The 25758-nt window shown below is 70.2% G+C and carries 19 protein-coding genes and 2 pseudogenes; 5 read left to right on the top strand and 16 right to left on the bottom strand.

Annotation, left to right across the window (positions count from 1 at the left end; all coding sequences use genetic code 11):
* The first annotated feature begins 118 nt into the window (after positions 1 to 118).
* Positions 119 to 814: a ThuA domain-containing protein gene (locus STSP_RS13270; protein WP_067276492.1), complete on the top strand. Its 696-nt coding sequence runs from the start codon at positions 119 to 121 to the stop codon at positions 812 to 814.
* On the top strand, positions 799 to 1959 hold the full coding sequence (locus STSP_RS13265; protein WP_078067140.1) for a Gfo/Idh/MocA family protein: 1161 nt from the start codon (positions 799 to 801) through the stop codon (positions 1957 to 1959). The genes STSP_RS13270 and STSP_RS13265 overlap by 16 nt, the downstream gene beginning before the upstream one ends.
* A 198-nt stretch (positions 1960 to 2157) precedes the next feature.
* Here STSP_RS13265 and mshA read toward each other — a convergent pair whose 3' ends face one another.
* The 13 genes and pseudogenes from mshA to STSP_RS13200 form a co-directional block, all read right to left on the bottom strand.
* Positions 2158 to 3522 carry a D-inositol-3-phosphate glycosyltransferase gene (mshA, locus tag STSP_RS13260; RefSeq protein ID WP_067276489.1) on the bottom strand — a complete coding sequence of 455 codons (1365 nt, stop codon included), beginning with the start codon at positions 3520 to 3522 and terminating at the stop codon, positions 2158 to 2160.
* On the bottom strand, positions 3519 to 4376 hold the full coding sequence (fdhD, locus tag STSP_RS13255) for a formate dehydrogenase accessory sulfurtransferase FdhD (RefSeq protein WP_067276486.1): 858 nt from the start codon (positions 4374 to 4376) through the stop codon (positions 3519 to 3521). The genes mshA and fdhD overlap by 4 nt, the downstream gene beginning before the upstream one ends.
* A 53-nt stretch (positions 4377 to 4429) precedes the next feature.
* Positions 4430 to 5241: pseudogene (locus STSP_RS13250) on the bottom strand (GTP 3',8-cyclase MoaA).
* Between the two features lie 32 nt (positions 5242 to 5273).
* Positions 5274 to 6656: an L-serine ammonia-lyase gene (locus STSP_RS13245; protein WP_067276483.1), complete on the bottom strand. Its 1383-nt coding sequence runs from the start codon at positions 6654 to 6656 to the stop codon at positions 5274 to 5276.
* Between the two features lie 69 nt (positions 6657 to 6725).
* Entirely contained in the window at positions 6726 to 7988 is a 1263-nt protein-coding gene (gene glyA, locus STSP_RS13240) for a serine hydroxymethyltransferase (protein WP_067276480.1), read from the bottom strand.
* Positions 7985 to 8374 carry a glycine cleavage system protein GcvH gene (gene gcvH / locus STSP_RS13235; protein WP_067276478.1) on the bottom strand — a complete coding sequence of 130 codons (390 nt, stop codon included), beginning with the start codon at positions 8372 to 8374 and terminating at the stop codon, positions 7985 to 7987. Before gcvH ends, glyA begins: the two co-directional genes overlap by 4 nt.
* Before the next feature lie 44 nt (positions 8375 to 8418).
* Positions 8419 to 9600, bottom strand: a complete 1182-nt coding sequence (locus STSP_RS13230; RefSeq protein ID WP_067276477.1) for an NAD(P)/FAD-dependent oxidoreductase — start codon at positions 9598 to 9600, stop codon at positions 8419 to 8421.
* A gap of 220 nt (positions 9601 to 9820) precedes the next feature.
* Entirely contained in the window at positions 9821 to 10954 is a 1134-nt protein-coding gene (locus STSP_RS13225) for an aromatic ring-hydroxylating oxygenase subunit alpha (RefSeq protein ID WP_067276472.1), read from the bottom strand.
* 36 nt (positions 10955 to 10990) lie between these two features.
* Positions 10991 to 12139 (bottom strand): N-methyl-L-tryptophan oxidase, encoded by a 1149-nt coding sequence (gene solA, locus STSP_RS13220; RefSeq protein WP_067276469.1) that lies wholly within the window; start codon positions 12137 to 12139, stop codon positions 10991 to 10993.
* Positions 12140 to 12199: 60 nt separating this feature from the next.
* A complete protein-coding gene (locus tag STSP_RS13215; RefSeq protein ID WP_067276466.1) occupies positions 12200 to 14647 on the bottom strand; it encodes a GcvT family protein in 2448 nt (815 codons plus the stop codon).
* Positions 14648 to 14840: 193 nt separating this feature from the next.
* Positions 14841 to 14951 (bottom strand): annotated as a pseudogene (locus STSP_RS37020) (MBL fold metallo-hydrolase); the annotation flags it as partial.
* Positions 14948 to 16033 (bottom strand): S-(hydroxymethyl)mycothiol dehydrogenase, encoded by a 1086-nt coding sequence (locus STSP_RS13205; RefSeq protein WP_067276461.1) that lies wholly within the window; start codon positions 16031 to 16033, stop codon positions 14948 to 14950. The gene STSP_RS13205 and the pseudogene STSP_RS37020, both read right to left, overlap by 4 nt.
* A gap of 358 nt (positions 16034 to 16391) precedes the next feature.
* A complete protein-coding gene (locus STSP_RS13200; protein WP_078067139.1) occupies positions 16392 to 17822 on the bottom strand; it encodes an MFS transporter in 1431 nt (476 codons plus the stop codon).
* A gap of 308 nt (positions 17823 to 18130) precedes the next feature.
* On the opposite strand from STSP_RS13200, the gene STSP_RS13195 reads away from it, so the two are divergent.
* The 3 genes from STSP_RS13195 (at position 18131) to STSP_RS13185 (ending at position 20560) form a co-directional block, all read left to right on the top strand.
* Positions 18131 to 18493, top strand: a complete 363-nt coding sequence (locus STSP_RS13195; RefSeq protein WP_067276459.1) for a cupin domain-containing protein — start codon at positions 18131 to 18133, stop codon at positions 18491 to 18493.
* A 279-nt stretch (positions 18494 to 18772) separates the two neighbouring features.
* Entirely contained in the window at positions 18773 to 19645 is an 873-nt protein-coding gene (purU, locus tag STSP_RS13190) for a formyltetrahydrofolate deformylase (protein ID WP_067276456.1), read from the top strand.
* 123 nt (positions 19646 to 19768) lie between these two features.
* On the top strand, positions 19769 to 20560 hold the full coding sequence (locus tag STSP_RS13185) for an IclR family transcriptional regulator (RefSeq protein WP_067276454.1): 792 nt from the start codon (positions 19769 to 19771) through the stop codon (positions 20558 to 20560).
* 313 nt (positions 20561 to 20873) lie between these two features.
* Here STSP_RS13185 and folP read toward each other — a convergent pair whose 3' ends face one another.
* The 3 genes from folP to STSP_RS13170 form a co-directional block, all read right to left on the bottom strand.
* Positions 20874 to 21794, bottom strand: coding sequence for a dihydropteroate synthase (gene folP, locus STSP_RS13180; RefSeq protein ID WP_078067138.1), 921 nt, complete (start codon positions 21792 to 21794; stop codon positions 20874 to 20876).
* Between the two features lie 104 nt (positions 21795 to 21898).
* On the bottom strand, positions 21899 to 22501 hold the full coding sequence (locus tag STSP_RS13175) for a sarcosine oxidase subunit gamma (RefSeq protein ID WP_067276450.1): 603 nt from the start codon (positions 22499 to 22501) through the stop codon (positions 21899 to 21901).
* Entirely contained in the window at positions 22494 to 25757 is a 3264-nt protein-coding gene (locus tag STSP_RS13170; protein WP_067276448.1) for a sarcosine oxidase subunit alpha family protein, read from the bottom strand. The genes STSP_RS13175 and STSP_RS13170 overlap by 8 nt, the downstream gene beginning before the upstream one ends.
* Between the last annotated feature and the right edge of the window lies 1 nt (position 25758).

The raw sequence follows: 25758 nt of genomic DNA, 5'->3' as shown, positions 1-25758 counted from the left end.
GTAGGCATGGAGATGCTAGCTTCGCGTCCGCTCCTCCTCAGGCAGAGGTTTCGCTTCCGCGCCCTCGCCGACTGTTGAGCGGCGCCCGCACGATTCCACCGAAGGAGAACGTTCGCCAATGCACCGCAGACAAGCCCTTGTCGTGCGCGGCGGCTGGGACGGCCATCAACCCGTCGAAGCAACCGAGTTGTTCATTCCCCATCTGCAGAACCACGGGTACGAGGTACGCGTCGAGGAGTCTCCTCGGATCTACGCGGACGCCTCCTTCATGGCCCACGTAGACCTGGTCGTGCAGTGCATGACCATGTCGACCATCGAGGAAGCGGAGTTGCAGGGCCTGCGCGCCGCGGTCGAGGCAGGCACGGGCCTTGCCGGATGGCACGGCGGCATAGCCGACTCCTACCGCAACAGCTCCGACTACCTCCACCTGATCGGCGGACAGTTCGCCTGCCATCCCGGGGTGCATCCTACGGAACGCACAGGCGAGCAGTCCGACAACTACGTCCCCTACACCGTCAACATGCTGCCGGCGGCCGCTGACCATCCCATCACCCGCGGCATCGGCGACTTCGAACTCGTCACGGAGCAGTACTGGGTGCTCTGTGACGACTACATCGATGTGCTGGCCACGACCACGCAGAAAGTACGGGACTGGGACCCGTGGAACCGGCCCGTCGTGTCCCCGGCCATCTGGACCAGGCAGTGGGGACAGGGCCGGGTGTTCGTCACCACCCCCGGTCACCACATGCCGGTGCTGAAGGACCCCAATGTGCGAACCATCATCGAAAGAGGACTGCTGTGGGCAAGCCGCTGAACATCGGCGTGATCGGCTGCGGTGTCATCAGCGGCCAGTACCTTGCGAGTTTCGACAGGCTGGAGGCGGTCAACCTGGTCGCCGTCGCCGACCTCGACCCAGACCGCGCCGCGGCAGCCGCCGAGGGCCGCACCGGCGTGAGAGCGTGCACGGTCACAGAGCTGCTGTCCGCCGCCGATGTGGAACTGCTGGTCAATCTGACCGTCCCCGACGCACACGCGGAGGTAGCCCTTCAGGCGATCGCGGCCGGGAAGAGCGTCTACGGGGAGAAGCCGCTCGCCGCGACCACCGCCCAGGCGCGAGCCGTTCTCCAAGCGGCGGCGAAGGCGGGGGTCATCGTCGGCTGCGCTCCCGACACGGTCCTGGGGACCGGCGTCCAGACCGCTCGTGCAGCGATCGACGCAGGACTGATCGGCGCACCCATCGCAGCGACAGCCACCATGGTCGTCCCCGGCCACGAACTGTGGCACCCGAACCCGGACTTCTACTACAGGCCCGGCGGAGGCCCCCTGCTGGACATGGGCCCGTACTACGTGTCCGCCCTGGTCACGCTGCTCGGCCCGGTCACCTCGGTGCTCGGGACCGCCAGCCGCACCCGGCCCACCAGGGTCATCGCGTCCGGCCCGCGCAGCGGCGAGGTGATACCGGTCAGCACCGACACCCACGTCACCGGCATCCTCACGCATGCGTCCGGGGTGCTGTCCACCCTCCTCATGAGCTTCGACGCCGTCGCCACGAAGTCGGCGAACATCGAGATCCACGGCGAAGCCGGCAGCCTCGCGGTCCCAGACCCGAACCACTTCGACGGAGAGGTGCAGTTGCGCCGCCTCCATAGCGACGCATGGGAAACCCTTCCCGTGTCCGCGGGATACCGCGACGCCGGGCGGGGGTATGGAGTCGCGGATCTGGCGTTGACACCGCCCGGCGAGGAACCGAGAGCCGGGGGCGCCCTCGCCTATCACGTGCTGGACATCCTGGAATCCATCCTCACCTCCGCCGTCGACGACCGAAGAGTGCGCGTGACGAGCACGGCGGAGCGACCCGCCCCCGTTCGCCTGCAGTCGCTCGACCACGAACGGCCTCGGCACGATCCTCCCGGGGGTACGTCTGGCGCAACGCGGAGATCGTCGGCGGCTGTCTCGTAACAGGCAGCGTCTTCAGCCAGAGCGAGCCGGGCCTGATCTATGCACGCAACGACATCGGTGGCGCCTACCGCCCCCGCATAACGCCTCCGGCGGGGTGGGCGACCGCCGTCAGCCCTGTGGGTGCCGGAAACTCAGCCACCGCTTGACCTGGGACTTGCGGTCGGAGTCAGGCGGGACCAAGTCATGGCCAAGGGTTGATCACGAGATTAGGTCAGGCAGACGCGGGTTCAGGGCCGCCGTGTACACATCCGCCGTCGCCGCTGCGGCCGCGGCCCAGCCGAAGGACCGGGCGTGCCGGACCGCGGCCTCGCTCATCCGGGCGGCGCGGGCCGGGTCCTCGGCGAAGCCGCACAGCGCCCGCGCGTAGTCCGCTGGATCGTGCCCGGGTACGAGAACGCCGCTCACCCCGTCTCGTACGGCCACCGGCAGGCCACCGACCTCCGCGGCGATCACCGGGGTGCCGCAGGCCTGTGCCTCGACGGCCACGAGACCGAAGGACTCACTGTGGGACGGCATGACCAGGACGGACGCCGCCCGGTACCAGTCGGCGAGCTGGGCCTGGCCGACCGGCGGTCGGAACAGGACGACGTCGGAGATGCCGAGGCAAGCCGCCAGTTTCTGCAGCCCTTCCGGCTTGGCCAGGCCGCTGCCGCTGGGCCCGCCCACGACGGGCACCACGATCCGCTCACGCAGCCGCGGCCGCTCCTCCAGCAGCCGGGCCACCGCACGCAGCAGGACGTCCGGCGCCTTCAACGGCTGTATGCGGCCCACGAACAGGGGGATCAGCGCGTCCTGCGGGAGGCCGAGGCGGGACCGGGCCGCGGCTCGGCCGGCCTCGATGCCGGAAGGGTCGGGCCGGAAGCGCTCCAGGTTGACACCGGGGTGGACGACGGCGACCCGGCCGGTGTCGGCGTCGTAGTGGCGCAGGAGTTCCTCCGCTTCCTTCTCGGTGTTCGCTATCAACCGGTCGGCGTCCCGCACGACTTGAGTCTCGCCGAACACGCGAGCCGCGGGCTCGGGAGTGTCGCCCTCGGCGAGGGAGGCGTTCTTGACCCTGGCCATGGTGTGCATGGCGTGGACGAGCGGGACGCCCCAGCGCTCGGCGGCAAGGCGACCGACGTGGCCGGAGAGCCAGTAGTGGGAGTGGACCAGGTCGTAGTGGCCGGGGCGGTGGCCGGCCCAGGCCTGCGTCACGCCGTGCGTGAAGGCACACAGGTATGCGGGCAGGTTCTCCTTGGCCAGGCCCTCGTAAGGTCCGGCGGCCACGTGCCGTACCAGGACGCCGGGCGCGAGTTCGACGCTGGGCGGGAGCGCGGCGGAGGTCGCCCGGGTGAAGATCTCCACCTCGATGTCGATGGCGGCGAGGCGCTTGGCGAGCTCGACGATGTAGACGTTCATGCCGCCCGCGTCGCCGGTTCCGGGCTGGTGCAGGGGTGAGGTGTGCACGCTGAGCATGGCGACGCGCCGGGGGCGGCAGTGAGTGCCGGGTGGCCGCAGTCGGGGCGGGCCGACGAGGGTGTTGCCGTGGCTACGGGTGCGCTGGAACCCTTCGAGCCGCGTCACGTACCGGCTCCCGCGGTTGCCCTGGCACGCAGGTCGAGGCGCTGCTCCCCCGCGTACACGTTCATGGAGCCGCCGCGCAGGAAGCCGACCAGCGTGAGCCCCGTCTCCGCCGCCAGGTCCACGGCTAGGGAGGACGGCGCCGAGACCGCCGCCAGCACCGGGATGCCCGCCATGACCGCCTTCTGCGCCAGCTCGAAGGACGCCCGGCCGGACACCAGCAGAATGCTCCGGGACAGCGGCAGTTGGCCGGACTGCAGCCCGCGGCCGATCAGCTTGTCGACGGCGTTGTGCCGGCCGACGTCCTCCCGCAGGTCCAGCAGTTCGCCGTCGGGCGAGAACAGTCCGGCGGCGTGCAGACCACCGGTGCGGTCGAACACCCGTTGCGCGGCCCGCAGTCGGTCGGGCAGGACCGCCAGCAGTTCGGGGGTGACCCGGACCGGGGGCGTGTCGGCGATCGGCCACCGCGTGGTGGTCCGTACGGCGTCCAGGCTGGCCTTCCCGCACAGGCCGCACGACGACGTGGTGTACACGTTCCGTTCGAGCGTGATGTCGGGCAGCGGCACGCCGGGGGCCAGCTGCACGTCGACGACGTTGTACGTGTTCGAACCGTCCTCCGTGGCGCCCGCGCAGTACACGATGTTCGCCACATCCGCGGCCCGACCGACGACGCCCTCGCTCACCAGGAACCCGGCGGCGAGCGCGAAGTCGTCACCAGGCGTGCGCATGGTGATGGCCAGCGGCTTGCCGTTCAGGCGGATCTCCAACGGCTCTTCCGCGACGAGCGTGTCCGGGCGCGTGCTCACCGCACCGTCCCGGATCCGCAACACGCGCCGTCGCTCGGTGACCCGTCCCATGGCCTCACTCCCGGTTCTTTCTGTGGACGTCGTTCCGCTCTACGCCTCGGGCGTCAGCCCCCGATGGCCGACATCGGCCGGTCGGGCTGTTGGAAGGACGGCTCGTCGAGGCCGGAGCCGGCCTTCTTCCCCCACATCGCGCGCTGCCACAGCCCCGCGATCTCTTCGTCCGGCACCCCGGAGCGCAGCGCTCCGCGCAGGTCGGACTCCTGACGGGCGAACAGGCAGGGGCGCACCTGGCCATCGGCGGTGAGCCGGGTGCGGTCGCAGGCCCGGCAGAAGGGGCGGTTGACGGAGGCGATGACGCCGACGCGGGCCGGGCCCCCGTCGACGATCCAGCGCTCGGCGGGCGCGGAGCCGCGAGCCTCGTCCGGCTCAGGGGTGAGCGTGAAGCGGGTGCGCAGGCTCTCCAGGCGGCGCGGGCAGCCGCCAGGCCCTCCAGTACATCGCGGTGGCGGTCACGCCGGGTCAGGGCCTTGAAGACGGCGGGGCGCAGCGTGTCCAGCGAGACGTTGACCCGGTCCAGGCCCGCGCCCTTCAGCGCCTCGGCGGTCCGCCGCAGGCCGATGCCGTTGGTGGTCAGCGACAGCTTGGGGCGCGGTGCGAGGGCTGCGTATCGCTCGACGATGCCGACGAGGCCGGGGCGCAGCATCGGCTCGCCGCCGGTGAAGCGGACCTCCTCGACGCCGAGTTCGGTGACCGCGATGTGGATGAGGCGGACGATCTCGTCGTCCGTCAGCAGATCGGGCTTGGCCAGCCACTGCAGGCCCTCTTCGGGCATGCAGTACGTACAGCGCAGGTTGCACCGGTCGGTGAGCGAGACCCGCAGGTCGGTGGCGACGCGACCGAAGGTGTCGATGAGCATGGCTGCGATCCCTCTCCGCTCCGTCCGCCTCCTCAGCACTCGATGACGTTGACGGCGAGTCCGCCGCGGGCGGTCTCCTTGTACTTGACCTTCATGTCGGCGCCGGTCTCCTTCATGGTCTTGATGACCTTGTCGAGGGAGACGTGGTGGCGGCCGTCGCCGCGCAGGGCCATGCGTGCAGCGGTGACAGCCTTGACCGCGGCCATGCCGTTGCGCTCGATGCACGGGATCTGGACGAGGCCGCCGACCGGGTCGCAGGTGAGGCCGAGGTTGTGTTCCATGCCGATCTCGGCGGCGTTCTCGACCTGTTCGGGGCTGCCGCCGAGGACCTCGGCGAGACCTCCGGCGGCCATGGAGCAGGCCGAGCCGACCTCGCCCTGACAGCCGACCTCGGCGCCGGAGATGGACGCGTTCTCCTTGAAGAGCATGCCGATGGCGCCCGCCGCGAGCAGGAAGCGGATGATGCCGTCCTCGTCGGCGCCCGGCACGAAGTCGAGGAAGTAGTGCAGTACGGCGGGGATGATGCCCGCCGCGCCGTTCGTCGGAGCGGTGACGACCCGGCCGCCCGCGGCGTTCTCCTCGTTCACGGCCATCGCGTAGAGGGTCACCCATTCCATCGCGCGGGCCGCCGGGTCCCCCTCGCTGCGCAGCGCCCGGGCCGCCGCGGCGGCCCGGCGACGGACCTTCAGGCCGCCGGGGAGGATGCCCTCGCGGCCCAGCCCCCGTGAGACGCAGGCCTCCATGACCCGCCAGATCTCCAGCAGGCCCGCGCGGATCTCCGCCTCGGTGCGCCAGGCCTTCTCGTTCTCCAGCATCAACGCGGAGATCGACAGGCCGGTCTCCCGGGAGAGCCGCAGCAGCTCGTCGCCGGTGCGGAACGGGTACGCCAGCACCGTGTCGTCGGGCTTGATCCGGTCCGCGCCGACCGCGTCCTCGTCGACGACGAAGCCGCCGCCCACCGAGTAGTACGTCTTCTCCAGCAGCGGCACACCGTCGGCGTCGTACGCGAAGAGGATCATGCCGTTGGCGTGGTACGGCAGCGAGCGCCGGCGGTGCAGCACCAACTGGGTCGAAGCGTCGAAGTCGATCTCGTGGGCCGGACCGATCTCGGCACCGAGGAGGCGAATGCGCCCGGTGCTGCGGATCCGCTCGACGTCCAGGTCGGCCTGAGCGACGTCGACCGTGTGCGGCTCGTTGCCCTCCAGGCCGAGCAGCACCGCCTTGGGGGTGCCGTGGCCGTGGCCGGTGGCACCGAGGGAGCCGAACAGCTCCGCCCGTACCGCGGCGGTCTGGGCGAGCACGCCGTCCTGTTTCAGCCGGGCGACGAACATCCCGGCGGCGCGCATCGGGCCGACGGTGTGCGAGCTGGACGGGCCGATGCCGATGGAGAACAGGTCGAAGACGCTGATTGCCACGCCATACTCCGTGGGATTGGAGGGGCGTGCCGAGCGGTCGCAGGCACGCCCCTGCGGGAGGGTGTCGGTTTACAGGCCGGGGTAGAGCGGGTGCTTGGCGGTCAGGGCCTTCACGCGGGCCTTGAGCGCCTCCGCGTCGTACGACGGCTTGAGCGCCTCGGCGATGACGTCCGCGACCTCCGCGAAGTCCTCCGCCGTGAAGCCGCGGGTGGCCAGGGCCGGGGTGCCGATGCGCAGGCCGGACGTCACCATGGGCGGGCGCGGGTCGTTGGGGACGGCGTTGCGGTTGACGGTGATGCCGACCTCGTGGAGGCGGTCCTCGGCCTGCTGGCCGTCCAGCTCGGACTCACGCAGGTCGACCAGGATCAGGTGCACGTCCGTGCCCCCGGACAGCACGTTCACCCCGGCCTCACGGGCGTCGGCGGCCGTCAGCCGCTCGGCGAGGATCTTCGCGCCCTCGACCGTACGGCGCTGCCGCTCCTTGAACTCCTCGCTCGCGGCGACCTTGAAGGAGACCGCCTTGGCCGCGATCACATGCTCCAGCGGACCGCCCTGGAAGCCCGGGAACACGGACGAGTTCAGCTTCTTCGCGAAGTCCTTGCTGCGGGCGAGGATGATGCCGCCGCGCGGCCCGCCCAGCGTCTTGTGCGTCGTGGACGTCACCACATCGGCGTACGGGACCGGGTTGGGGTGCAGGCCCGCCGCGACCAGCCCCGCGAAGTGCGCCATGTCCACCCACAGGTACGCCTCGACCTCGTCGGCGATCTGGCGGAACTCGGCGAAGTCCAGCTGGCGCGGGTACGCCGACCAGCCCGCGATGATCACCTTCGGGCGGTGCTCCTTGGCCAGCCGCTCCAGCTCGGCCATGTCGACCAGGCCGGTCTCGGAGTCCACGTGGTACGCGACCACGTGGAACTGCTTGCCGGAGAAGTTGATCTTCATGCCGTGGGTGAGGTGACCGCCGTGGGCCAGATCCAGCCCCAGGATCGTGTCGCCGGGCTGGGCGAGGGCGAACAGCGCAGCCTGGTTGGCCGAGGCGCCCGAGTGCGGCTGGACGTTGGCGTACTCGGCGCCGAACAGCTCCTTGAGGCGGTCGATGGCGATCTGTTCGGCGACGTCGACGTGCTCGCAGCCGCCGTAGTAGCGGCGGCCGGGGTAGCCCTCGGCGTACTTGTTCGTCAGGACCGAGCCCTGCGCCTCCATCACCGCGACCGGCGCGAAGTTCTCGGAGGCGATCATCTCCAGGGTGGACTGCTGACGGTTCAGCTCGGCGTCGACCGCGGCGGCGACCTCGGGGTCGAGCTCGTGCAGGGGCTGGTTGAACAGGGTCATCGGCGGTCTCCTTGGGTGTGGGCGCAGTGGGCGGCGTAGGCATCGGCGGACAGCGCGCCGGCGATGTTCTCGACCCGTAGCCGGAACAGCCAGCCGCCGGTGTAGGGGGCGGCTTTGACGGCGCCGGGGTCGTCGGCCAGCGCGGTGTTGACTTCCAGGACCCGGCCCGAGGCGGGGGCGTACAAGCCGCTGACGGCCGTCAGTGACTCGATCTCGCCACAGCTCTCCCCCGCCTCGACCCAGGTGCCGACTTCGGGCAGTCGGAGGTTGACGACGTCACCGAGGGCCTGCGCCGCGAAGGCGGTGATGCCGACCGTGGCGTTGCCCTCGTGCACGACCAGCCACTCGTGGTCCCAGGTGTAACGCAGGTGCCGCGGAACGCTCATGGCGATCTCCCGTGCGGGCGGCTGGGGGAGTTGAGGCGGGGAACTCATGAGACGGCGACCGCGGCGGCAGGGACGAGGGTGCGGCGCAACCGGTTGAAGAACTTCGGCTGGTTGAGCGAGAGCACGGCGACGGGGGTGCCCTCGCGCCGGTAGACGGCCGTGAAGGAACGGCTGTCGAGGTCACCTTCGACGACTTCGGGCTCGGCGCCGGGGGCGACGTGTCCGGCGAGCTGGATGCGCACCTGGTACTGGTCGGACCAGAAGTACGGCGCGGTGAGCGGGGCGGGGGCCGACACACCGGTCAGCAGCGTGCGGGCGGCGGTCTTCGCCTGCTCGGTGGCGTTGCTCCAGTGCTCGATGCGGGCGTGGCGTCCGGTGAAGGGGTTGGGGCAGCGGGCGACGTCGCCGACGGCGACCACGCCCGGGACACTTGTCGAGCCGCCGGCGTCGCACACCACGCCGTCGTCCACCTGCACGCCGGAACCGGCGAGCCAGTCGGTGGCGGGCCTGACGCCCACCCCGACCACGACGATGTCGGCGGGCAGCACCCGCCCGTCCGCCAGCCGTACGCCCGAGACCCGGCCATCGCCGATGAGCTCCGCCACGCCGGTTCCGCACAGCAGGCGAACCCCGTGATCGGTGTGGAGCGAGGAGCACACCAGCCCCATTGCGCGTCCCAGTTGGCGTTCCAGCGGTACGTCGAGCGCCTCGACGACGGTGACGTGCAGGCCGAGCCGGTGGGCGGTGGAAGCCACCTCGGCGCCGATGAAGCCGGCGCCGATGACGACGACCCGTGGCAGGCCGTCCAACAGTTCGGCGCGGAGGGCCAGAGCGTCGTCCAGGGTGCGGAGGGTGTGGACTCCGGCCAGCCCGTCCGTACCCGGGAGGGTCCGGGGACTGGCGCCGGTCGCGACGACGACCCCGTCGGTGCGTACATGCCGTCCGCCGGTCAGGGTGACGGTCCGGGCGACGGGGTCGAGCCGCACCGCGCGCTCGCCGAGCAGCCACTGCACGTCCAGGTCCTCGTATTCGTCCGCGTCGCCGAGGGCGAGCGCGTCGGCGTCGAGGTCGCCTTTGAGGAAGTCCTTGGACAGCGGCGGGCGGTCGTAGGGAGTGTGGCGCTCCTCCCCCACGACGACGATCTCGCCGTCATAGCCCTCTGCGCGCAGCGCGCGGACCGTGCTCAGGCCTGCCAGCGACGCTCCGACGACGGTGATGCTCCTCATGCCGGCTCCAGACAGGGTTGTCTCATATGACACAACGATATTCGCTATACGCAACATGCTTTCCGTGGAGCGCAGGGGTTGTCAAGAGGGCGGACTCCCACATCAATTCCTGATGGCGCTCAAGGTTGCACAACTCGCAACAGGGCAGCCCAATGACCCGTCCACCTGCCGGAGGGGCCGCAACAGCAGGTGGACGGGCAGTACTGGGGGTGGGGAGGGGTCAGTGCGTGGGCCTCACCTCTAGCTTGTTCTGCAGCCAGGTGTGGAACTCGCCGATGTGGTGCTCGCTGGGCACCAGGACGCCGCCCTTGGCGTACGCCTTCGAGCTCATCGCCGGCTGGGTGCGCTCACAGGCGTCGAAGTCCTGCTGGTTGACCCGGTGGAACAGCTCCACCGAACGGTCCACGTCCTTGCCGCTCTCCACGACGTGCGGCAGATACAGCCAGTCGCACTCGACGACCGTGCGGTCGGGCGCCATCGGGTACATCCGGTGGAAGATCACATGGTCGGGGACGAGGTTGATGAAGACCTGCGGCCGGACGGTGATGGCGTAGTAGCGGCGGTCCTGGTCCTCGGCAACACCGGGAATGCGGTCGAGACCCTCTGAGCCGTCGACGGTGAAGCCCTGGACCTCCTCGCCGAACTCCGCGCCGTGGCCGACGTAGTACTGGGCCGCGTAGCCGTCCGCGAACTCAGGGAGGACTTCAGTGAGTTCGGGGTGGATGGTGGCGCAGTGGTAGCACTCCATGAAGTTCTCGATGATGAGCTTCCAGTTCGCCTTCACGTCGTAGGTGATACGGCGGCCTACCTTGAGGTCGTCGATGCCGTAGCGCTCGATCGACTCGAGGTCGCCGAGCCGCTCGACGACCGCGCCCTGCACGTCGGCCTCGAAGGAGGGCGGGTTGTCGGCCAGGCACACCCACACGTACCCGAGCCACTCGCGCACATGGACGTTGATCAGGCCGTACTCGGTGCGGTCGATGTCCGGCATCGACGTCAGGTTGGGCGCGGCGACCAGCTTGCCGTCGAGGCCGTAGGTCCAGGCGTGGTAGGGGCACTGGAAGGCCCGCTTGACCTCGCCGGACTCCTCGGTGCAGAGCTTGGCGCCGCGGTGCCGGCAGATGTTGAGGAAGCCCTTGATCGAGCCGTCCCGCGAGCGGGAGATCAGCACGCTCTCGCGGCCCACCTGGTAGGTGCGGAAGGCGCCGGGCTTGTCCAGCTCGGCGGCGCGGGCCACGCAGAACCACATGGCCTCGAAGACCCGCTCCTGCTCCTGGGCGAAGACCTCGGGGTCGGTGTAGTAGTCGCCGGACAGCGTGGGGATCAGGCTGGGCGGCAGATTCGTGATGGTCATCGTGTCACCTTCGGAAGATGTCAGACGCGGAAGATGTCAGACGCGCACGCGGCGGGGGTCGAACAGGGCGATGGGGTGGTCGGTGGCGCCTTCGGTGGCAAGGTCGGCGAGGATCTCGCCGATGACGGGGACGAACTTGAACCCGTGGCCGGAGAATCCGCAGGCCACAGTCACCTGCGGGTGTTCGGGATGCTGGGCGAGGACGAAGTGCTCGTCCGGGGTGTTGGCGTACATGCAGACCGCGGCCTTGAGGAAGCGGCCGGGCAGGGTCGGGATGCGCGGACGCAGATGATCTGCCATGGCCGCGATCTCGTCCGGGTGGATCCGGCGGTCGAGGTGGTCGGGGTCGCTGGGGACGCCCTTGCGGAAGAAGGCGACCTTGGCGCCGCCGTCGGGGCCGTCGAGCGAGGGGAAGCCGTAGATCTGGGTGCCGTCCGGGTCCTCCCAGATGTAGACGGGGTGCCGGTCGGCGGTGAACGGGCCGGTTTCGCCCTCGGGTTGGAACCAGTACATGACCTGGCGCTCCACCGTGACGCTCACGCCGAGGTCGGACAGGAGCTTCGGCGCCCAGGCCCCGGGGGCGATGACGAGCCGGTCGGCGGTGTAGGTGCCGCGGTCGGTCACCACCCAGGGCTTGCCGCCCGGGCCGTCGGCCTCCCAGGCGAGGACCATCTCCGCGAAGTGCAGGTCCGCGCCGTGGGCCCGGGCCAGGTCCAGGTGGGCGGTGACGGTCGCCTCGGGCCGGGCGATGCCGGCCTTGCGCTCGTAGAAGGCGACGTCCTCGGCCGCGGGGTTGAAGGTGGGGAAGCGGCGCCGGATGTCTGCGGCACCCAGGACCTCGTGGTCGAGGCCCCATTCGTGGGCGCTGCGCAGGGTGCCGGCGAAGGCCTCGCTGTCCTCACGGCCGATCATGAGGCCGCCGGTTTCGGTGAAGACCTCGCGTCCGGAGTCGGCGGCGAGCTTCTCCCACAGTTCGTGGGCACGGAGGAGCAGCGGCACATAGGCCGGGTCCTCGAAGTAGGCCTGCCGGTAGATACGTGATCCGCCGTGGCTGGAGCCGAGGTTGTGGGCGGGGCCGAAGCGCTCCAGGCCGAGCACGCGCTGACCGCGGGCGGCGAGGTGATAGGCGGCTGCGCTGCCCATCCCGCCCAGGCCGACGACGATCACGTCGTACGAAGAGGCCATGTGTCCATCTCCTGGGAATCTTGCCGGTGAGGGTGTGGTGCTGCTGGTGGTCGGGCCGGTTCAGCGACGGATACGGGACATCTCGGGGTCGAAGAGGGGCTCGGCGGCGGTGACGGCCGCGACCTTGGCGCCGAAGTACTCGATCTCCACCGGGGTTCCGGGGGCGGCGTGTTCGGCGGGCAGCCAGGCGTAGGCGATCGGTGCGCCGATCGTGTAGCCGTAGGCGGCGCTGGTGACGTAGCCGACCGGGCGGCCGTCGACGTAGACCGGTTCGTGGCCCATCACCACGGACTGCTGGTCCTGGATGACCAGAGGGGTGAGCCGGCGGGTGACCGTCTCGTCGTCGATACCCTCCAGCGCGGCCTTGCCCGTGAAGTGCTGCTTGTTCCGGCGGACGGCGAAGCCGAGGCCGGCCTCGTAGGGATTGTGCTCGGTGGTCATGTCATGGCCCCACGAGCGGTAGCCCTTCTCCAGGCGCAGACTGTTGAAGGCGCTCCGGCCGGCGGCGATGATCCCCAGGTCCTGCCCGGCCTCCCACAGGGTGTCCCACAGCTTGGCGCCGAGGTCGGCGGTCGTGTAGATCTCCCAGCCGAGCTCGCCGACGTAGCTCAGCCGCATCGCGGTGACCGGGACGTCGCCGAGGTAGGCCTGCTTGGCCTTGAAGTAGCCGAAGCCCTGGTGCGAGAAGTCGGTGTCGGTGAGCGGCTGCACGAGGTCGCGGGCGCGCGGTCCCCACACGCCGAGGCAGCAGGTGCCGGCGGTGATGTCCCGTACCTGCACGGAGCCGTCACCGGGCAGGCGCCGACGCAGCCAGTCCAGGTCGAGGTTGCCGTTGGCGCCGATCTGGAAGCGCTCGGTCTCCAGGCGGGCGATGGTCAGGTCGCTGCGGATGCCGCCGGCGGCATCGAGCAGCAGGGTGTAGGTGACCGAACCGACCGGCTTGTCGAGCTGGTTGGTGGTCAGCTTCTGGAGGAAGGCGAGTGCTTCCGGGCCGGTGACCTCGAGCCGCTTCAGCGGGGTCATGTCGTATAGGGCGACGCGTTCACGCGTGACGAGGGCTTCGGCGCCGGCGATCGGCGACCAGTAGCGGGACGCCCAGGTGTTGCGGCCGGGGACGCGGGCCACCTCGGGCAGGTCGGCGTTTGCCTCGTACCAGTGCGGGCGTTCCCAGCCGCCGCCCTCCAGGAAGACCGCGCCCAGGGCCTCCTGACGGGAGTGGAAGGGGCTGATCCGCAGCGGGCGCGGGCGTTCCGCCGGTTGCAGCGGGTGCAGGATGTCGTACACCTCGACGAAGTTCTGGCAGCTGCGCTCGTGCACGTACGAGGGCGCCAGCTGGACCTCCTCGAAGCGGTTGACGTCGCACTCGTGGACGTCGGTGCCGGGGCGGCCGTCGACCAGCCACTCGGCCATGGCCTTGGCCACGCCGGCCGAGTGGGTGACCCACACGGCCTCCGCGAGCCAGAAGCCCTGGACCTTGGGCGATTCGCCCATCAGCGGCATGCCATCGGAGGTGAAGGAGAAGATGCCGTTGAAGCCCTCGTCGATCTTGGCGTCCGACAGGGACGGGAGCAGGGTGAGGGAGTCGGCCCAGGCGCCTTCGAAGTCGGCCTCGGTGAACTCCAGCGAGGACGGCATCACGGCGTCACGCGGGTGCGCGACCTCGTCCAGGGAGACGGGCATGGGCCGGTGGGCGTAGGAGCCGATGCCGATGCGGTCGACGAGTTCGCGGTAGTACAGGCCGGCGTCCTGGTTGCGCAGGATCGGCAGGGGCGCCTCGGTGAGCTCGTCGTTGCGCCTCTTGAGCTGCGGGAGTGCGGTGGTGCGGGCGTACTGGTGGGCCAGGGGCACCAGCGGTACCGGCTGCCCGACCATACGGCCGATCTTCGGTCCCCAGAAACCGGCGCAGGAGACCACGATGTCCGCCGGGAAGGTTCCCTGGTCGGTGACGACCGCGCTGACCCGGTCGCCGGTCGTCTCGATGCCGGTCACGGTGTGGTGGGCGTGGAAGCGGGCGCCGCGGGCCGTCGCCAGGCGGGCCTGTGCCTCGCTCGCCCGCAGCGCCTTGGCGAGGCCGTCGCTGGGGATGTGGAAGCCGCCGAGTATCCGCTCGGGGTCCAGCAGGGGGTGGAGCGCGGCGGACTCCTCGGGCGTGAGGAGGCGGCTGTCGACTCCCCAGGAGGTCAGCCATCCGTGCCGGCGCTGGATCTCCGCGAGCCGTTCGGGGCTGGTGGCCACCTCCAGGCCGCCGACCTGCTTGAAGCACCACTGTCCGTCCAGGGTCAGCGCGCTGTACTTCTCGACCGTGTACCGGGCGAACTCGGTCATCGTCTTGGAGCCGTTGGTCTGGAACACCAGACCGGGGGCGTGGGAGGTGGAGCCGCCCGTGGCGAAGAGCGGGCCCTGCTCCAGAACGGTGACGTCCGTCCAGCCGCGTGCGGTCAGTTCGTCGCTGAGTGCGCACCCGACGATGCCGGCGCCGATGATGACCACCTTCGGCTGTGCCGCCATGGTCTTCCTCCAGGTTCGTAGTGCTGTGACGGGCGTTCGTGGTGCTGGCGGGCGTTCTTGGAGCGGTGACGGCGGGTCAGCGGCCGCGCGAGATCCAGTCGCGCACCCGCAGGGCGATGCCGGCCACGGTCAGGTCCTCGCCGTCGATCAGCTCCCAGCAGCCGGGCTCCCGCGGAGCATGCACCGCCTTCCACAGGACCTCGTCGTCGTCGCCGACCAGCCAGACGTTGTTGTCCACCTCCCAGCTGCCCCCGTCCAGTTGAAAGGTTCCGGAGGTGACCAGGTGCTCGATCCGCGCGGTCACAAGACCACCACCGAGCGCAGGACCTCACCGTGGTGCATCTTCTCGAACGCCGCCTCCACCTCATCCAGGGCGATCCTCTCGCTGACGAATGCGCCCAGTTCGAAGCGGCCTTGCAGGTAGAGGTCGATCAGGGCCGGGAAGTCGCGGGAGGGCAGGCAGTCGCCGTACCAGGAAGACTTCAGCGCGCCGCCGCGGCCGAAGACGTCCAGCAGGGGCAGGTCGAGGGTCAGCTCCGGGGTGGGGACGCCCACCAGAACGGCGGTGCCGGCCAGGTCGCGGGCGTAGAAGGCCTGCTTGTAGGTCTCGGGACGGCCCACCGCGTCCACGACGACATCGGCGCCGAAGCCTCCGGTGAGAGCGCGGACGGCCTCGACGGCGTCGGTCTTGGAGGAGTCGACGGTGTCGGTGGCGCCGAACCGCTCGGCCCACTGCAGCTTCCGCTCGTCGACGTCTACGGCGATGATGCGGCCGGCACCGGCGACCTTGGCGCCCGCGATGGCGGCCATGCCCACGCCGCCGCAGCCGATCACCGCGATCGAGTCGCCGCGGCCGACGCCGCCGGTGTTGACCGCCGCGCCGAACCCGGCCATCACGCCGCAACCGAGCAGCCCGGCCGCCGCGGGAGAGGCGGTCGAGTCCACCTTGGTGCACTGGCCGGCGGCGACCAGGGTCTTCTCGGCGAAGGCACCGATGCCGAGGGCCGGGGAGAGCGGGGTGCCGTCGGCCAGCGTCATCGGCTGGGTGGCGTTGTGGGTGGCGAAGCAGTACCACGGCTTGCCCTTGCTACAGGCGCGGCACGTGCCGCACACGGCGCGCCAGTTGAGGACGACGAAGTCGCCGGGCGCGACGTCGGTGACACCCTCACCGACCGCCTCGACCACGCCTGCGGCCTCGTGGCCGAGCAGGAACGGGAACTCGTCGGAGATCCCGCCCTCCCGGTAGTGCAGGTCGGTGTGGCAGACGCCGCAGGCCTGCACCCGCACCAGCGCCTCACCGGGGCCGGGGTTCGGCACCAGGACGGTCTCCACCGAGACCGGGGCGCCCTTCTTGCGGGCGACGACGGCGCGCACCTCGTGTGTCACGGTCGATCTCCTCGTCGACGGGACGGCCGAATGCGTCATTCGGCCTGATGTTCTGGAGGGCGGGAGGACGTCGATCGCTCCCCCGGAGCGATCGACGAGGGGAGGGAGAGGACTTCGCCGGGACCCGGTGAGGACCGAGACCAGGTCCGGCATCTTGTTGCATATAACGCAACCTTCTTCGCTATAAGCAACGGACGACCAAACTGTCTCCCTGCAGACACTCACTGTCAAGGGGTTGGCCGAGCGAAGTTGTCATCCCGCGGGAAGTCCGCCGTCGGACACCCACAGACATGCAGCCGGCCGGCCCCTGCGAGGGGCCGGCCGGCTGCATGTCGCCCACTCGGGGCGCCTTGTACGGTCAGGACCGCCCAAGGCCGCTCTCGCGCAGGCTGTGGCCGCTCTCGCGCAGGCTGCCGCGGTCTTCCTCACCGGCCGACGCGGGCCGCTCGGAGCCGGGGAGAGCACTGGTCTCCGCCAACGTGCGGCCCCGCGTCTCCTCGGCCCACGCGAAGGACACCAGCCAGCCCACCGCGGTGATGCCGGCGCCGATCAGCATGGTGGTGCCGATGCCCAGCCGGTCCAGGGAGATCGGCAGCAGATAGGTGCCCGCGGCGGCGCCGATACGGCTGATCGACGTGGCCACGCCTCCCGCGGTGGCCCGGATACTGGTAGGGAACAATTCGTTGGGATACGTCCACTCCAGCACCGTGGGACCGCCGGAGAAGAGGGCGTAGGCGCAGAAGCACGTGATGACGACCGCGATGGGGAGAGCGGTGCCACCGCCGAGCACCACGAGCGGGATCACCATCAGGGCGAACGACCACACGATGACGGGACGGCGCCCCACCTTGTCCACCAGACGCAGCGCGGGGATGCAGCCCAGTACGAAGACGACACTGATCAGCGCGGAACCCAGGTTGCCGGCGTTGCCCTCCCCGAGCCCGAAGGAGCCCAGGATGGTGGGGCCGAACGTGTACAGGGCGAACATCGGCGTGATCTGACACATATAGAACAACCCGCAGAACAGTGTGCGCCGCAGATAGGTGCCCTGGAACAGGTCACGGAACCGGCTCTGCTCCACCGACTGCTCGGCAGCCGAGGCCGCGAGCAGTTCCTCGACCGGGATGGTGCGGTCGAGGGCTTTCTTGATCGCTTTCTGGGCGTCGGCGGTACGGCCCTTGTTCACCAGCCACAGCGGTGACTCCGGCGTACCGATACGCATCAGCAGGATCACGGCACTCAGTACGGCGCCCGAGGCGAGCATCCAGCGCCAGGAACCGGTGCCCCACATCTCGGCCAACACATAGCCCACCACATAGGCGGCCGCCGCGCCGATGTACCAGGCGAGGATCAGGATGCCGAGCAGCCGGCCCCGATGCTTGTTCGGCACCCACTCGGCCAGCAGGGACGTGGCAATCGGATAGTCGGCTCCTATGGCCATGCCGAGCACGAAGCGCAGCACGACGAACTGCCAGGTCTCGGTGGCGAACACCGACAGCACCGATCCGGCGACCAGAACCGCCAGGTCGATGGTGTACATCGCCTCACGGCCGAGTTTGTCGGTGACGGCACCGAAGAACAGACCTCCCACGAAGATGCCGACCAGAGCGGCGGCGCCGATGAGGCTCTCGTCCCCGGTGGTCAGGTTCAATTCGCTGCTCATGCCGACGAGTGCGACGCCGATGATGCTGAGCAGGTAGCCGTCCAGGAACGGGCCACCGGCGCAGGCCCAGGTGAGTTTTCGGTGGAATTTGTTCAGTGGCGCCTCGTCGACGGCACGGATGGACATCTGACCTCCCGGGATGGGGGACGGTGGACCGTGAGCGATGCTGCGGCTCGGATGTTGCGAGACAAAAAACTCGTTTCTTCATACGCAACGGAACATAGATAGCGTGCCGACGTCAAGAAGGGGCGCTGAACCTCTCACGACTTCCACGGAGGCCACCCGGCACCATCACCGCGCAGACATTCGCCCGACGCTTGACGACGTCTCACCTCATCCGCATGATGTTGCACATAGCGACGCTTGTTCTACATAGAGAAACACCGCTGTGGTGCAACCCTTCGATGCGACTCCCGGAAGATCGGACTTCGCACATGACGATCAGCTTGAACGCCGGCTCGCTGTCCTCGGCCGAGCTGGAGGACAAGAAGGAGCTGGCCCCGCCGACGGCCGCACCGCTCGGCGGCCCCATGCAGACCCGCAGCCGGCGGATCTTCACCTCGGACGACGACAGGATCATCAGCGGCACATGGGAGTGCGAACCCGGGGAATCGGCCTGGGACTTCTCCGACCGCGGGGAGGTCATCCACGTGCTGTCCGGGCGCATGACCTGCGAGGAGAAGAACGGAACGACGACCGAGGTCGGCCCTGGAACCACGGCGGTGTTCCCCATCGGCTGGCAGGGCACCTGGACGATCCACGAGACCCTGCGCAAGGTCTTCGTCATCTACAGGTAGCCCTCGGCCGACCCTCACCCACAGCCGCACTCCTCCGCCTCGGCACCTTCAACGGAGAAATGGTGGCCGCGCTCAGCGCCTCGGGTCTTTCCTTCCGGTTGACCGAGCAGCGGCTGCCGGAAGTCTCCGCTGCGGTGCGGGCCGCCGCCGAGAGGATCTCGGAGCGCCTCGGCCACCTCCCACGGACGACCACTTGACCACTTGATCACCCCCATTGAACCATGTTGCGTATCGCCCAAAAAGTTGCACGATACGCACCACCAGATGACGGAGGATGGCATGTCTCCTCGACCGCAGCCAGGCCGTGAGTTCGTCCTCACCCTTTCCTGCCCCGACCAGGCCGGCCTCGTCCACGCCGTGACCACGTTTCTCGTGAATCACTCCGGCAACATCCTGGAGAGCCAGCAATTCGACGACCGACTGGAGGACCGCTTCTTCATGCGGGTCCACTTCGACGTCTCGGACCCCGGCATCTCCCTGGACGACCTGTGCACCGGCTTCGGCCCGGTCGGCCAGGCGTACGGGATCAGCTGGCAACTGCACGACGCCTCGACGCCGACCCGAACCCTGATCATGGTGTCGAAGTTCGGCCACTGCCTGAACGACCTGCTCTTCCGCAAGTCCACGGGCGCGCTCAACATCGAGATCCCGGCGATCGTCTCCAACCACCGCGATTTCGAGCCGCTGGCGCAGAGCTACGGCATCCCCTTCCACCACATCCCGGTCACCAAGGAGACCAAGGCGGAGGCCGAGGCGCGCCTGCTGGAACTGGTACGCGAGCTGGATGTCGACCTGGTGGTCCTGGCCCGGTACATGCAGATCCTCTCCGACGACCTGTGCAAGCAGCTCGAGGGCCGGGCCATCAACATCCACCACTCCTTCCTGCCGAGCTTCAAGGGAGCCCGGCCGTACGTCCAGGCACACGAGCGCGGCGTCAAGCTCGTCGGGGCCACGGCGCATTACGTCACGTCCGACCTCGACGAAGGCCCGATCATCGAGCAGGACGTCGTCCGCGTGGACCACTCACGCGACCCCGACGAGCTGGTCACCATCGGCCGCGACGTCGAGGCCCAGGTGCTCGCCCGCGCCGTCGAGTGGCACAGCGAGAGCCGAGTGCTGGTCAACGGGAAGTGCACGGTGGTCTTCCGCTGACGCGGCGGGCCGTGCGACCATGCGGACGGCCGGATCCGGCCATCCCACCCCCCGCCAAGACCCCTGCGGGACTCGCGGACGCCCCTTGCGGAACCCATGGACGCCCACGCGTATAGTTGCACTATGAGCAACTACACGGCAGATGGCGCAACAGCAGGTCCCGCCGGGGTGCAGTCCGTCGACCGTGCCGTCAGCGTCCTGGAGATCCTCGCCCAGCGCGGTGAGGCGGGTGTCAGCGAGGTCGCCGCCGAGATCGACGTCCACAAGTCGACCGCGTTCCGCCTCCTCGGGGCGCTGGAGGCGCGCGGTCTGGTCGAGCAGACGGCCGAGCGGGGCAAGTACCGGCTCGGCTTCGGGATCGTCCGTCTGGCCGGCGCAGTCGCGGGCCGCCTTGACGTCACCCAGCAGGGCCGGCAGGTGTGCGAGCGCCTCAGCGAGGAGATCGGCGAGACGGTCAACATCGCGGTCCTCCAGGAGCACTACGCGGTCAACCTCTACCAGGTACGCGGCCCGGGAGCGGTCGGTACGCACAACTGGGTCGGGCAGCTCACCCCGGTGCACGCCACCTCGAGCGGCAAGATCCTGCTGGCCCACCTGCCGGAGCAGGAGCGCGCCGACGTGCTCGCGGCATCCGGACTACGGAAGCTGACCCCGCACACCCTGACGGCCCGGACGAAGCTGGAGAAGAACCTCACCGAGGCGCGGGGGCGCGGCTACGCGGTGACGCTGCAGGAGCTCGAGATCGGCCTGCACGCCATGGCTGCCCCGATCCGCTCCCGCGACGGCGAGGTCGTCGCCGCCCTCAGCGCCTCCGGACCCGCGTACCGCTTCACCGAGGAACGCATCCACGAGCTCGCCCCCCTGCTGATCAAGGGCGCGGACGAGATCAGCCGCCGCATGGGCTTTCTGGGCTGAACCCCGCCCGGCCCGGGGAGCGAGGCACCCCGGCATGCCAGGCGTGCGCCGATCACGTTCGTGCGCAACCGGTGGGCCGCTAACGCTCGGCACAGCGGAACCGATGGCCCACCGCGCTCGGAGCTGCGCAACCAGTGGATGCCGGCCCTCGGCACAGCGCAACCAGTGGGCTTCCGGCCCTCGGCGCAGTGGAAGTGGTCGGGACAACGGCGCCTCCGGCACCATCTCGGCGGGCAGCAGGTCGCGGCCTGGCCGGCGGCCGGCGCCCGTGCGTTGGCGCCCTCAGCCCAGTGGTGCCCGCGCGCTGATGCCCTCAGCCCAGCGGCGACCGTACCGAGGCCGCCGTCTCGACGCCCCATCGCGCCGTCACCCGTACCGCGTCGAGTGTCGAGGCGACGTCGTGCACGCGCAGGCACCAGACGCCCTGCGCAGCGGCGAGGACGGACACGGCGGTGGTTGCGGCGTCCCGCTGTCGCGCCGGGCGGGGCTGTCCCGTCGCCTCGTCCGCCAGCAATCGGCCCAGGAACGACTTGCGTGACGCGCCCACGAGGACGGGATGGCCCAGCGCGCGGACCTCCCCGAGCCGGCCCAGCAGATCCCAGTTGTGCTCGGGCTCCTTGGCGAAGCCCAACCCGGGGTCGACGATCAGGCGATCCGGCGGGATCCCCGCCTCCAGCGCGGCCTGGATCCGCAGGCGCAGCTCGTCGAGCACGTCGGTGACGACGTCGCCGTAGCGGGCGTTCGCCTGCATGCCGGCGGAGTGTCCACGCCAGTGCATCAGCACGTACGGCGTGCCTGCCCGGGCCATCAGCGGCAGCATGGCCGGGTCGGCGAGGCCTCCCGAGACGTCGTTGATCAACCGTGCACCCTCGTCCAGCGCGTGGGCGGCGACCTCGGCCCGCATCGTGTCGACACTGACGATCGCACCCGCCGCGGCGAGCTCCCTGACGACGGGCAGGACGCGGCGCAGCTCCTCCTCGACCGGCGGGCGTGTCGCGCCGGGGCGGGTGGACTCACCGCCCACGTCCACTATGTCCGCTCCCTGTTCCAGCAGCGCGAGCCCGTGCGCGACGGCTGCGTCCGCGGCGAACGACAGCCCGCCGTCGGAGAACGAGTCCGGGGTGACGTTCACGACGCCCATGACCAGGGTCCGGCCGGGCCGTGGCAGCCCGTGCGGGTGGAGTTCGGGCGTTCCCGGGTGTGGAGAAGTGGTGGCGTCAGCCGTGACGGTCACAGGGTCCAGCCTTCGATGCGTATGACGAAACTCAATGCACAAAGCCCTGTGGGAGCCCCTGAGCGGAGCTCCCACAGGGTCGACGGGGCAACCCGCCCAGGTCCTCAGACGTATTCCGTCGCCGCGTCGAGCAACCAGTCAGCCAGATAGCCGGCGAAGGACGAGCGGACCAGCACCCAGAACCCGGCCCTGGGTTCGTCCCGGGCGACCAGGACCACCTGCGTGCGGCCCAGTGTCGTCTGGGCGCAGCGGCCGGACCCGAAGGCCCTCGGATGCAGGTCCAGCGCGCAGCCGTGGGCCAGCAGGTCGTGGGCGCGGGGGCCCGTCACGAGGAGCGTGGTGCGCTGCGCGGAGACGTCGGTGACCGAGACCGGCTCGTCTCCCGCGGCCTCCCGGATCCGGCTCTCCAGGTCCCGTTCGCTCCCCGGCGGTCCGACCAGCAGCCACTCGTCCGGACCGAGCCACAGCGCGGTCAACTCCCCCGCGCGTACGACGGTGTTCGGCTGGAGCGGCAGCTGGAGGTCGAGCGCGAGCCCGACGGCTTCCGCCGCCGGACCCTTGGCGTCCAGACGGACGTTGATCTGGGCCAGGAAGGGCAGTTCGGCCAGCCGGATCTCACCCGCGGAGGTGCGTGTCGCGGCGGCCAGGCGGTCCGCGACGCCCGACAGGGGGCTGCGGAGCGGGGCGGTCAGGGCGTTGTCAGCCATCGCGGCGGGCTCCCTCGGGGTCGTAGAGGACGGGACTGGCGACGGTCACCGGGACCAGTTGGTCGCCCACGGGGGCGTACAGCCGCTCGCCGATGCGGTCCCGGCCGCCCTTGATCAGGGCGAGCGCGAAGGTCCGGCCGAGGGCCGCGCTGCGGTAGCTGGAGGTGACGTGGCCGAGCATCGGGACGGGCGGGGCCGGCAGCACGCTGTCGGCGACCAGGTGGGTGCCCTCCGGGAGGAAGCTGCCCGGGTCCTCGGGGAGGAGGCCGACCAGGTGCTTGCGGTCGGGGCGGGCGGTGTCCGCACGGGCGTAGGACCGCTTGCCGATGAAGTCGGGCTTCTTCTTCGACACCACCCAGCTCATGCCGAGGTCCTGGGGGGTGACGGTGCCGTCGGTGTCCTGGCCGATGATCGGGTAGCCCTTCTCGGCCCGCAGGACGTGCATGGTCTCCGTGCCGTACGGGGTGATGCCGTACGGGGCGCCGGCCTCGTACACGGCCTCCCAGAGGGCGAGGGCATGCCACGGTGACACGTTGATCTCGTAGGCGAGTTCGCCGGAGAAGCTGATCCGGCACACCCTGGCCTCGATGCCCGCGACGGTCGTCTCGCGCCATGCCATGAACGGGAAGTCGTCGTTGGCGACGGCGAGTTGGGGCGCGAGCGAGCCGAGCACCTCGCGGGACTTCGGGCCGACCAGGGCGACCGTGGCCCACTGCTCGGTCACGGACGTGCAGTGGACCTTCAGCTCGGGCCACTCGGTCTGGAGCCACTCCTCCATCCAGTCGAGTACGGCGGCGGCGTTGCCCGTCGTCGTGGTGACCAGGAAGCGGTCCTGGGCGACGCGGATGACCGTGCCGTCGTCAAAGACCATTCCGTCCGGGCGGCACATGACGCCGTAGCGGATCATGCCGACCTTCAGGGTGCTCATCATGTTGGTGTAGAGCCGGTCGAGGAAGACGCCGGCCTCCGGGCCCTGTACGTCGATCTTGCCCAGGGTGGAGGCGTCCATGAAGCCCACGCTCTCGCGGGTCGCCCGGCACTCGCGCAGTACGGCGGCTTCCATGTCCTCGCCGTCCTGCGGGTAGTACCAGGGGCGCTTCCACTGGCCGACGTTCTCGAACAGGGCGCCGTGCGCCACGTGCCACTTGTGGATGGCAGTCGTGCGGATCGGGTCGGACAGTGCGCCGCGGTCGCGGCCCGCGAGGGCGGCGAAGGAGACCGGGGTGTACGGCGGGCGGAACGTCGTCGTGCCCAGCGCCGAGATGTCCACGCCGAGCAGTTCGGCCACGACGCCGCTGGCCAGGACACCGGAGGTCTTGCCCTGGTCGTTGGCGGTGCCGGCCGTGGTGTAGCGCTTGGTGTGCTCGACCGAGCGCAGACCGGCGCCGGTCGCGCGGGCCAGGTCGTCGACGGTGACGTCGCGTTGGAGGTCGACGAAACGGGGGGCGTCCGAGGCACCCGGGACGACGTACACGTGCATCGGTGGCGTCTGTCGCGGCTGCGCGGCCACCGCCGGGAGGCGGGGCGCCTCGGGCCTGTAGCCCTCGGCCTCGACGGCGCGGGCACCGGCGGCCGCGCCCTGTGCCAGGACCGTGGCCGGGTCGAGGGCACCGCTCGCGCTGCCGACGACCTCGACCGCCTGGCGGGTGGTGTCGGGGACGAAGGAGCCCAGCGTCTCGTCGTAGCGCAGCTTGCCGCCCGACTGGCTGAACAGGTGCGCCACCGGGTTCCAGCCGCCGGAGACCAGCAGCAGGTCGGCGGCGAACTGCCGCCGCCCTGCGGACTCTCCGTAAGGGGCGACGGTCACGGCGGTGAGGCGTGCCTCGCCCTCCGTGCCGGTGACGGCGTGGCCGGGGAGGACTTCGATCCCGGCTGCTCTTGCGCGGTCCGCCCACTCCCCCGGTTCAGGGCGGGTGTCGACGATCGCCGTGATGGTCAGGCCCGCGGTAGTGAGGTCCAGTGCCGCGGCGTAGGCGCTGTCATTGGAGGTGAAGACGACCGCGTGGCGGCCGGGCAGGACACCGTGGCGGTTGACGTACGCGCGGGCCGAGGCGGTCAGCATCACTCCGGGGCGGTCGTTGTCCGCGAAGGCCAGCGAGCGCTCGTGGGCGCCGGTGGCCAGGACGACGCGGCGGGCACGGATGCGCCAGACGCGTTCGCGGGAGACGTTCTCGGGGGCCTCGGCGCCGAGGTGGTTGGTACGGCGTTCGACGGCGAGGAGATGGTTGTCGTCGTAGTAGCCGAAGACGGTGGTACGGCGCAAGACGCGGACCTCGGGGGCGCTGTCGAGCTGCCCGGTGATCTCCCGGACCCAGTCGAGGTGTTCGGCCGTGCCCAAGAGGCTGCCGCCGAGCTCCGGCTGGTCGTCGGCCAGGATGACGCGGGCGCCGCTCTTCGCGGCCGCCGCGGCGGCCGCGAGGCCGGCTGGGCCCGCGCCCACGACCAGCAGGTCGCAGTGTGCGTGTACGGCGTCGTAGCGGGCCGGGTCCGGCTCGGTGGCGAGGCGGCCCTGGCCGGGGAGGCTGCTTGCCACGAGGCCGTCGTACAGCTCGACGGTCGTCGCGGGCAGCATCGGCTCGGGGAACGGTGCCTCGATCTGGACGACGGCGTTGGGCTCCTCGACGCCTGCGGAGAAGATGCCGCGGGGACGGCCGAGCTTGATGCTGGTGCCGGCCTGGATGACGCCGTTGGCGAGGAGGGCGGAGGCGAGGGTGTCGCCGCGGAAGCCTCGGTATTCGGTGCCGTCGAAGATGAAGGTGAGGGGGGTGTCGCGGTCGATTCGGCCGCGGGTCGCGTGGCGGAACGGCTGACCCGCGGCGGAGCCGCTGATGGATGCCGCGCCCCCGCCGCCCTTACCCGTCCCATCCTGAAGGGGCTCTGCCCCTTCGACCCCGCTGGGGGCTGCGCCCCCAGACCCCCCTTCGGCCTGAACGGCCTCGTCCTCAAACGCCGGACGGGCTGAAAGCACTGGCCTCGGCTCAAGAGTTGCGGGGCGTTCCTCTCCCGACCGGTACACCGCCAGAATCTCGTTCGTCGACGTGTCCCGGACCGCGTTGAACCACCGGCGGCAGCCCGCCGCGTGGCTCCAGCGCTCGGCGAAGGGGCCCTTGGGGTTGTCGCGGAAGAACAGGTAGCGGGCCCACTCCTCGTCGGTGAGGGACGCCGGGTCCTCCGGATACGGCACGTGGGCCTGGCCGCCGTAGTGGAACTCGGCCTCGTCGCGGGGCCCGCACCACGGGCAGGGGATGAGCAGCATG

The sequence above is a fragment of the Streptomyces jeddahensis genome (genome assembly GCF_001642995.1).
GTDB classification, from domain to species: domain Bacteria; phylum Actinomycetota; class Actinomycetes; order Streptomycetales; family Streptomycetaceae; genus Streptomyces; species Streptomyces jeddahensis.
This window is presented reverse-complemented; position numbering and strand designations above follow the sequence as displayed.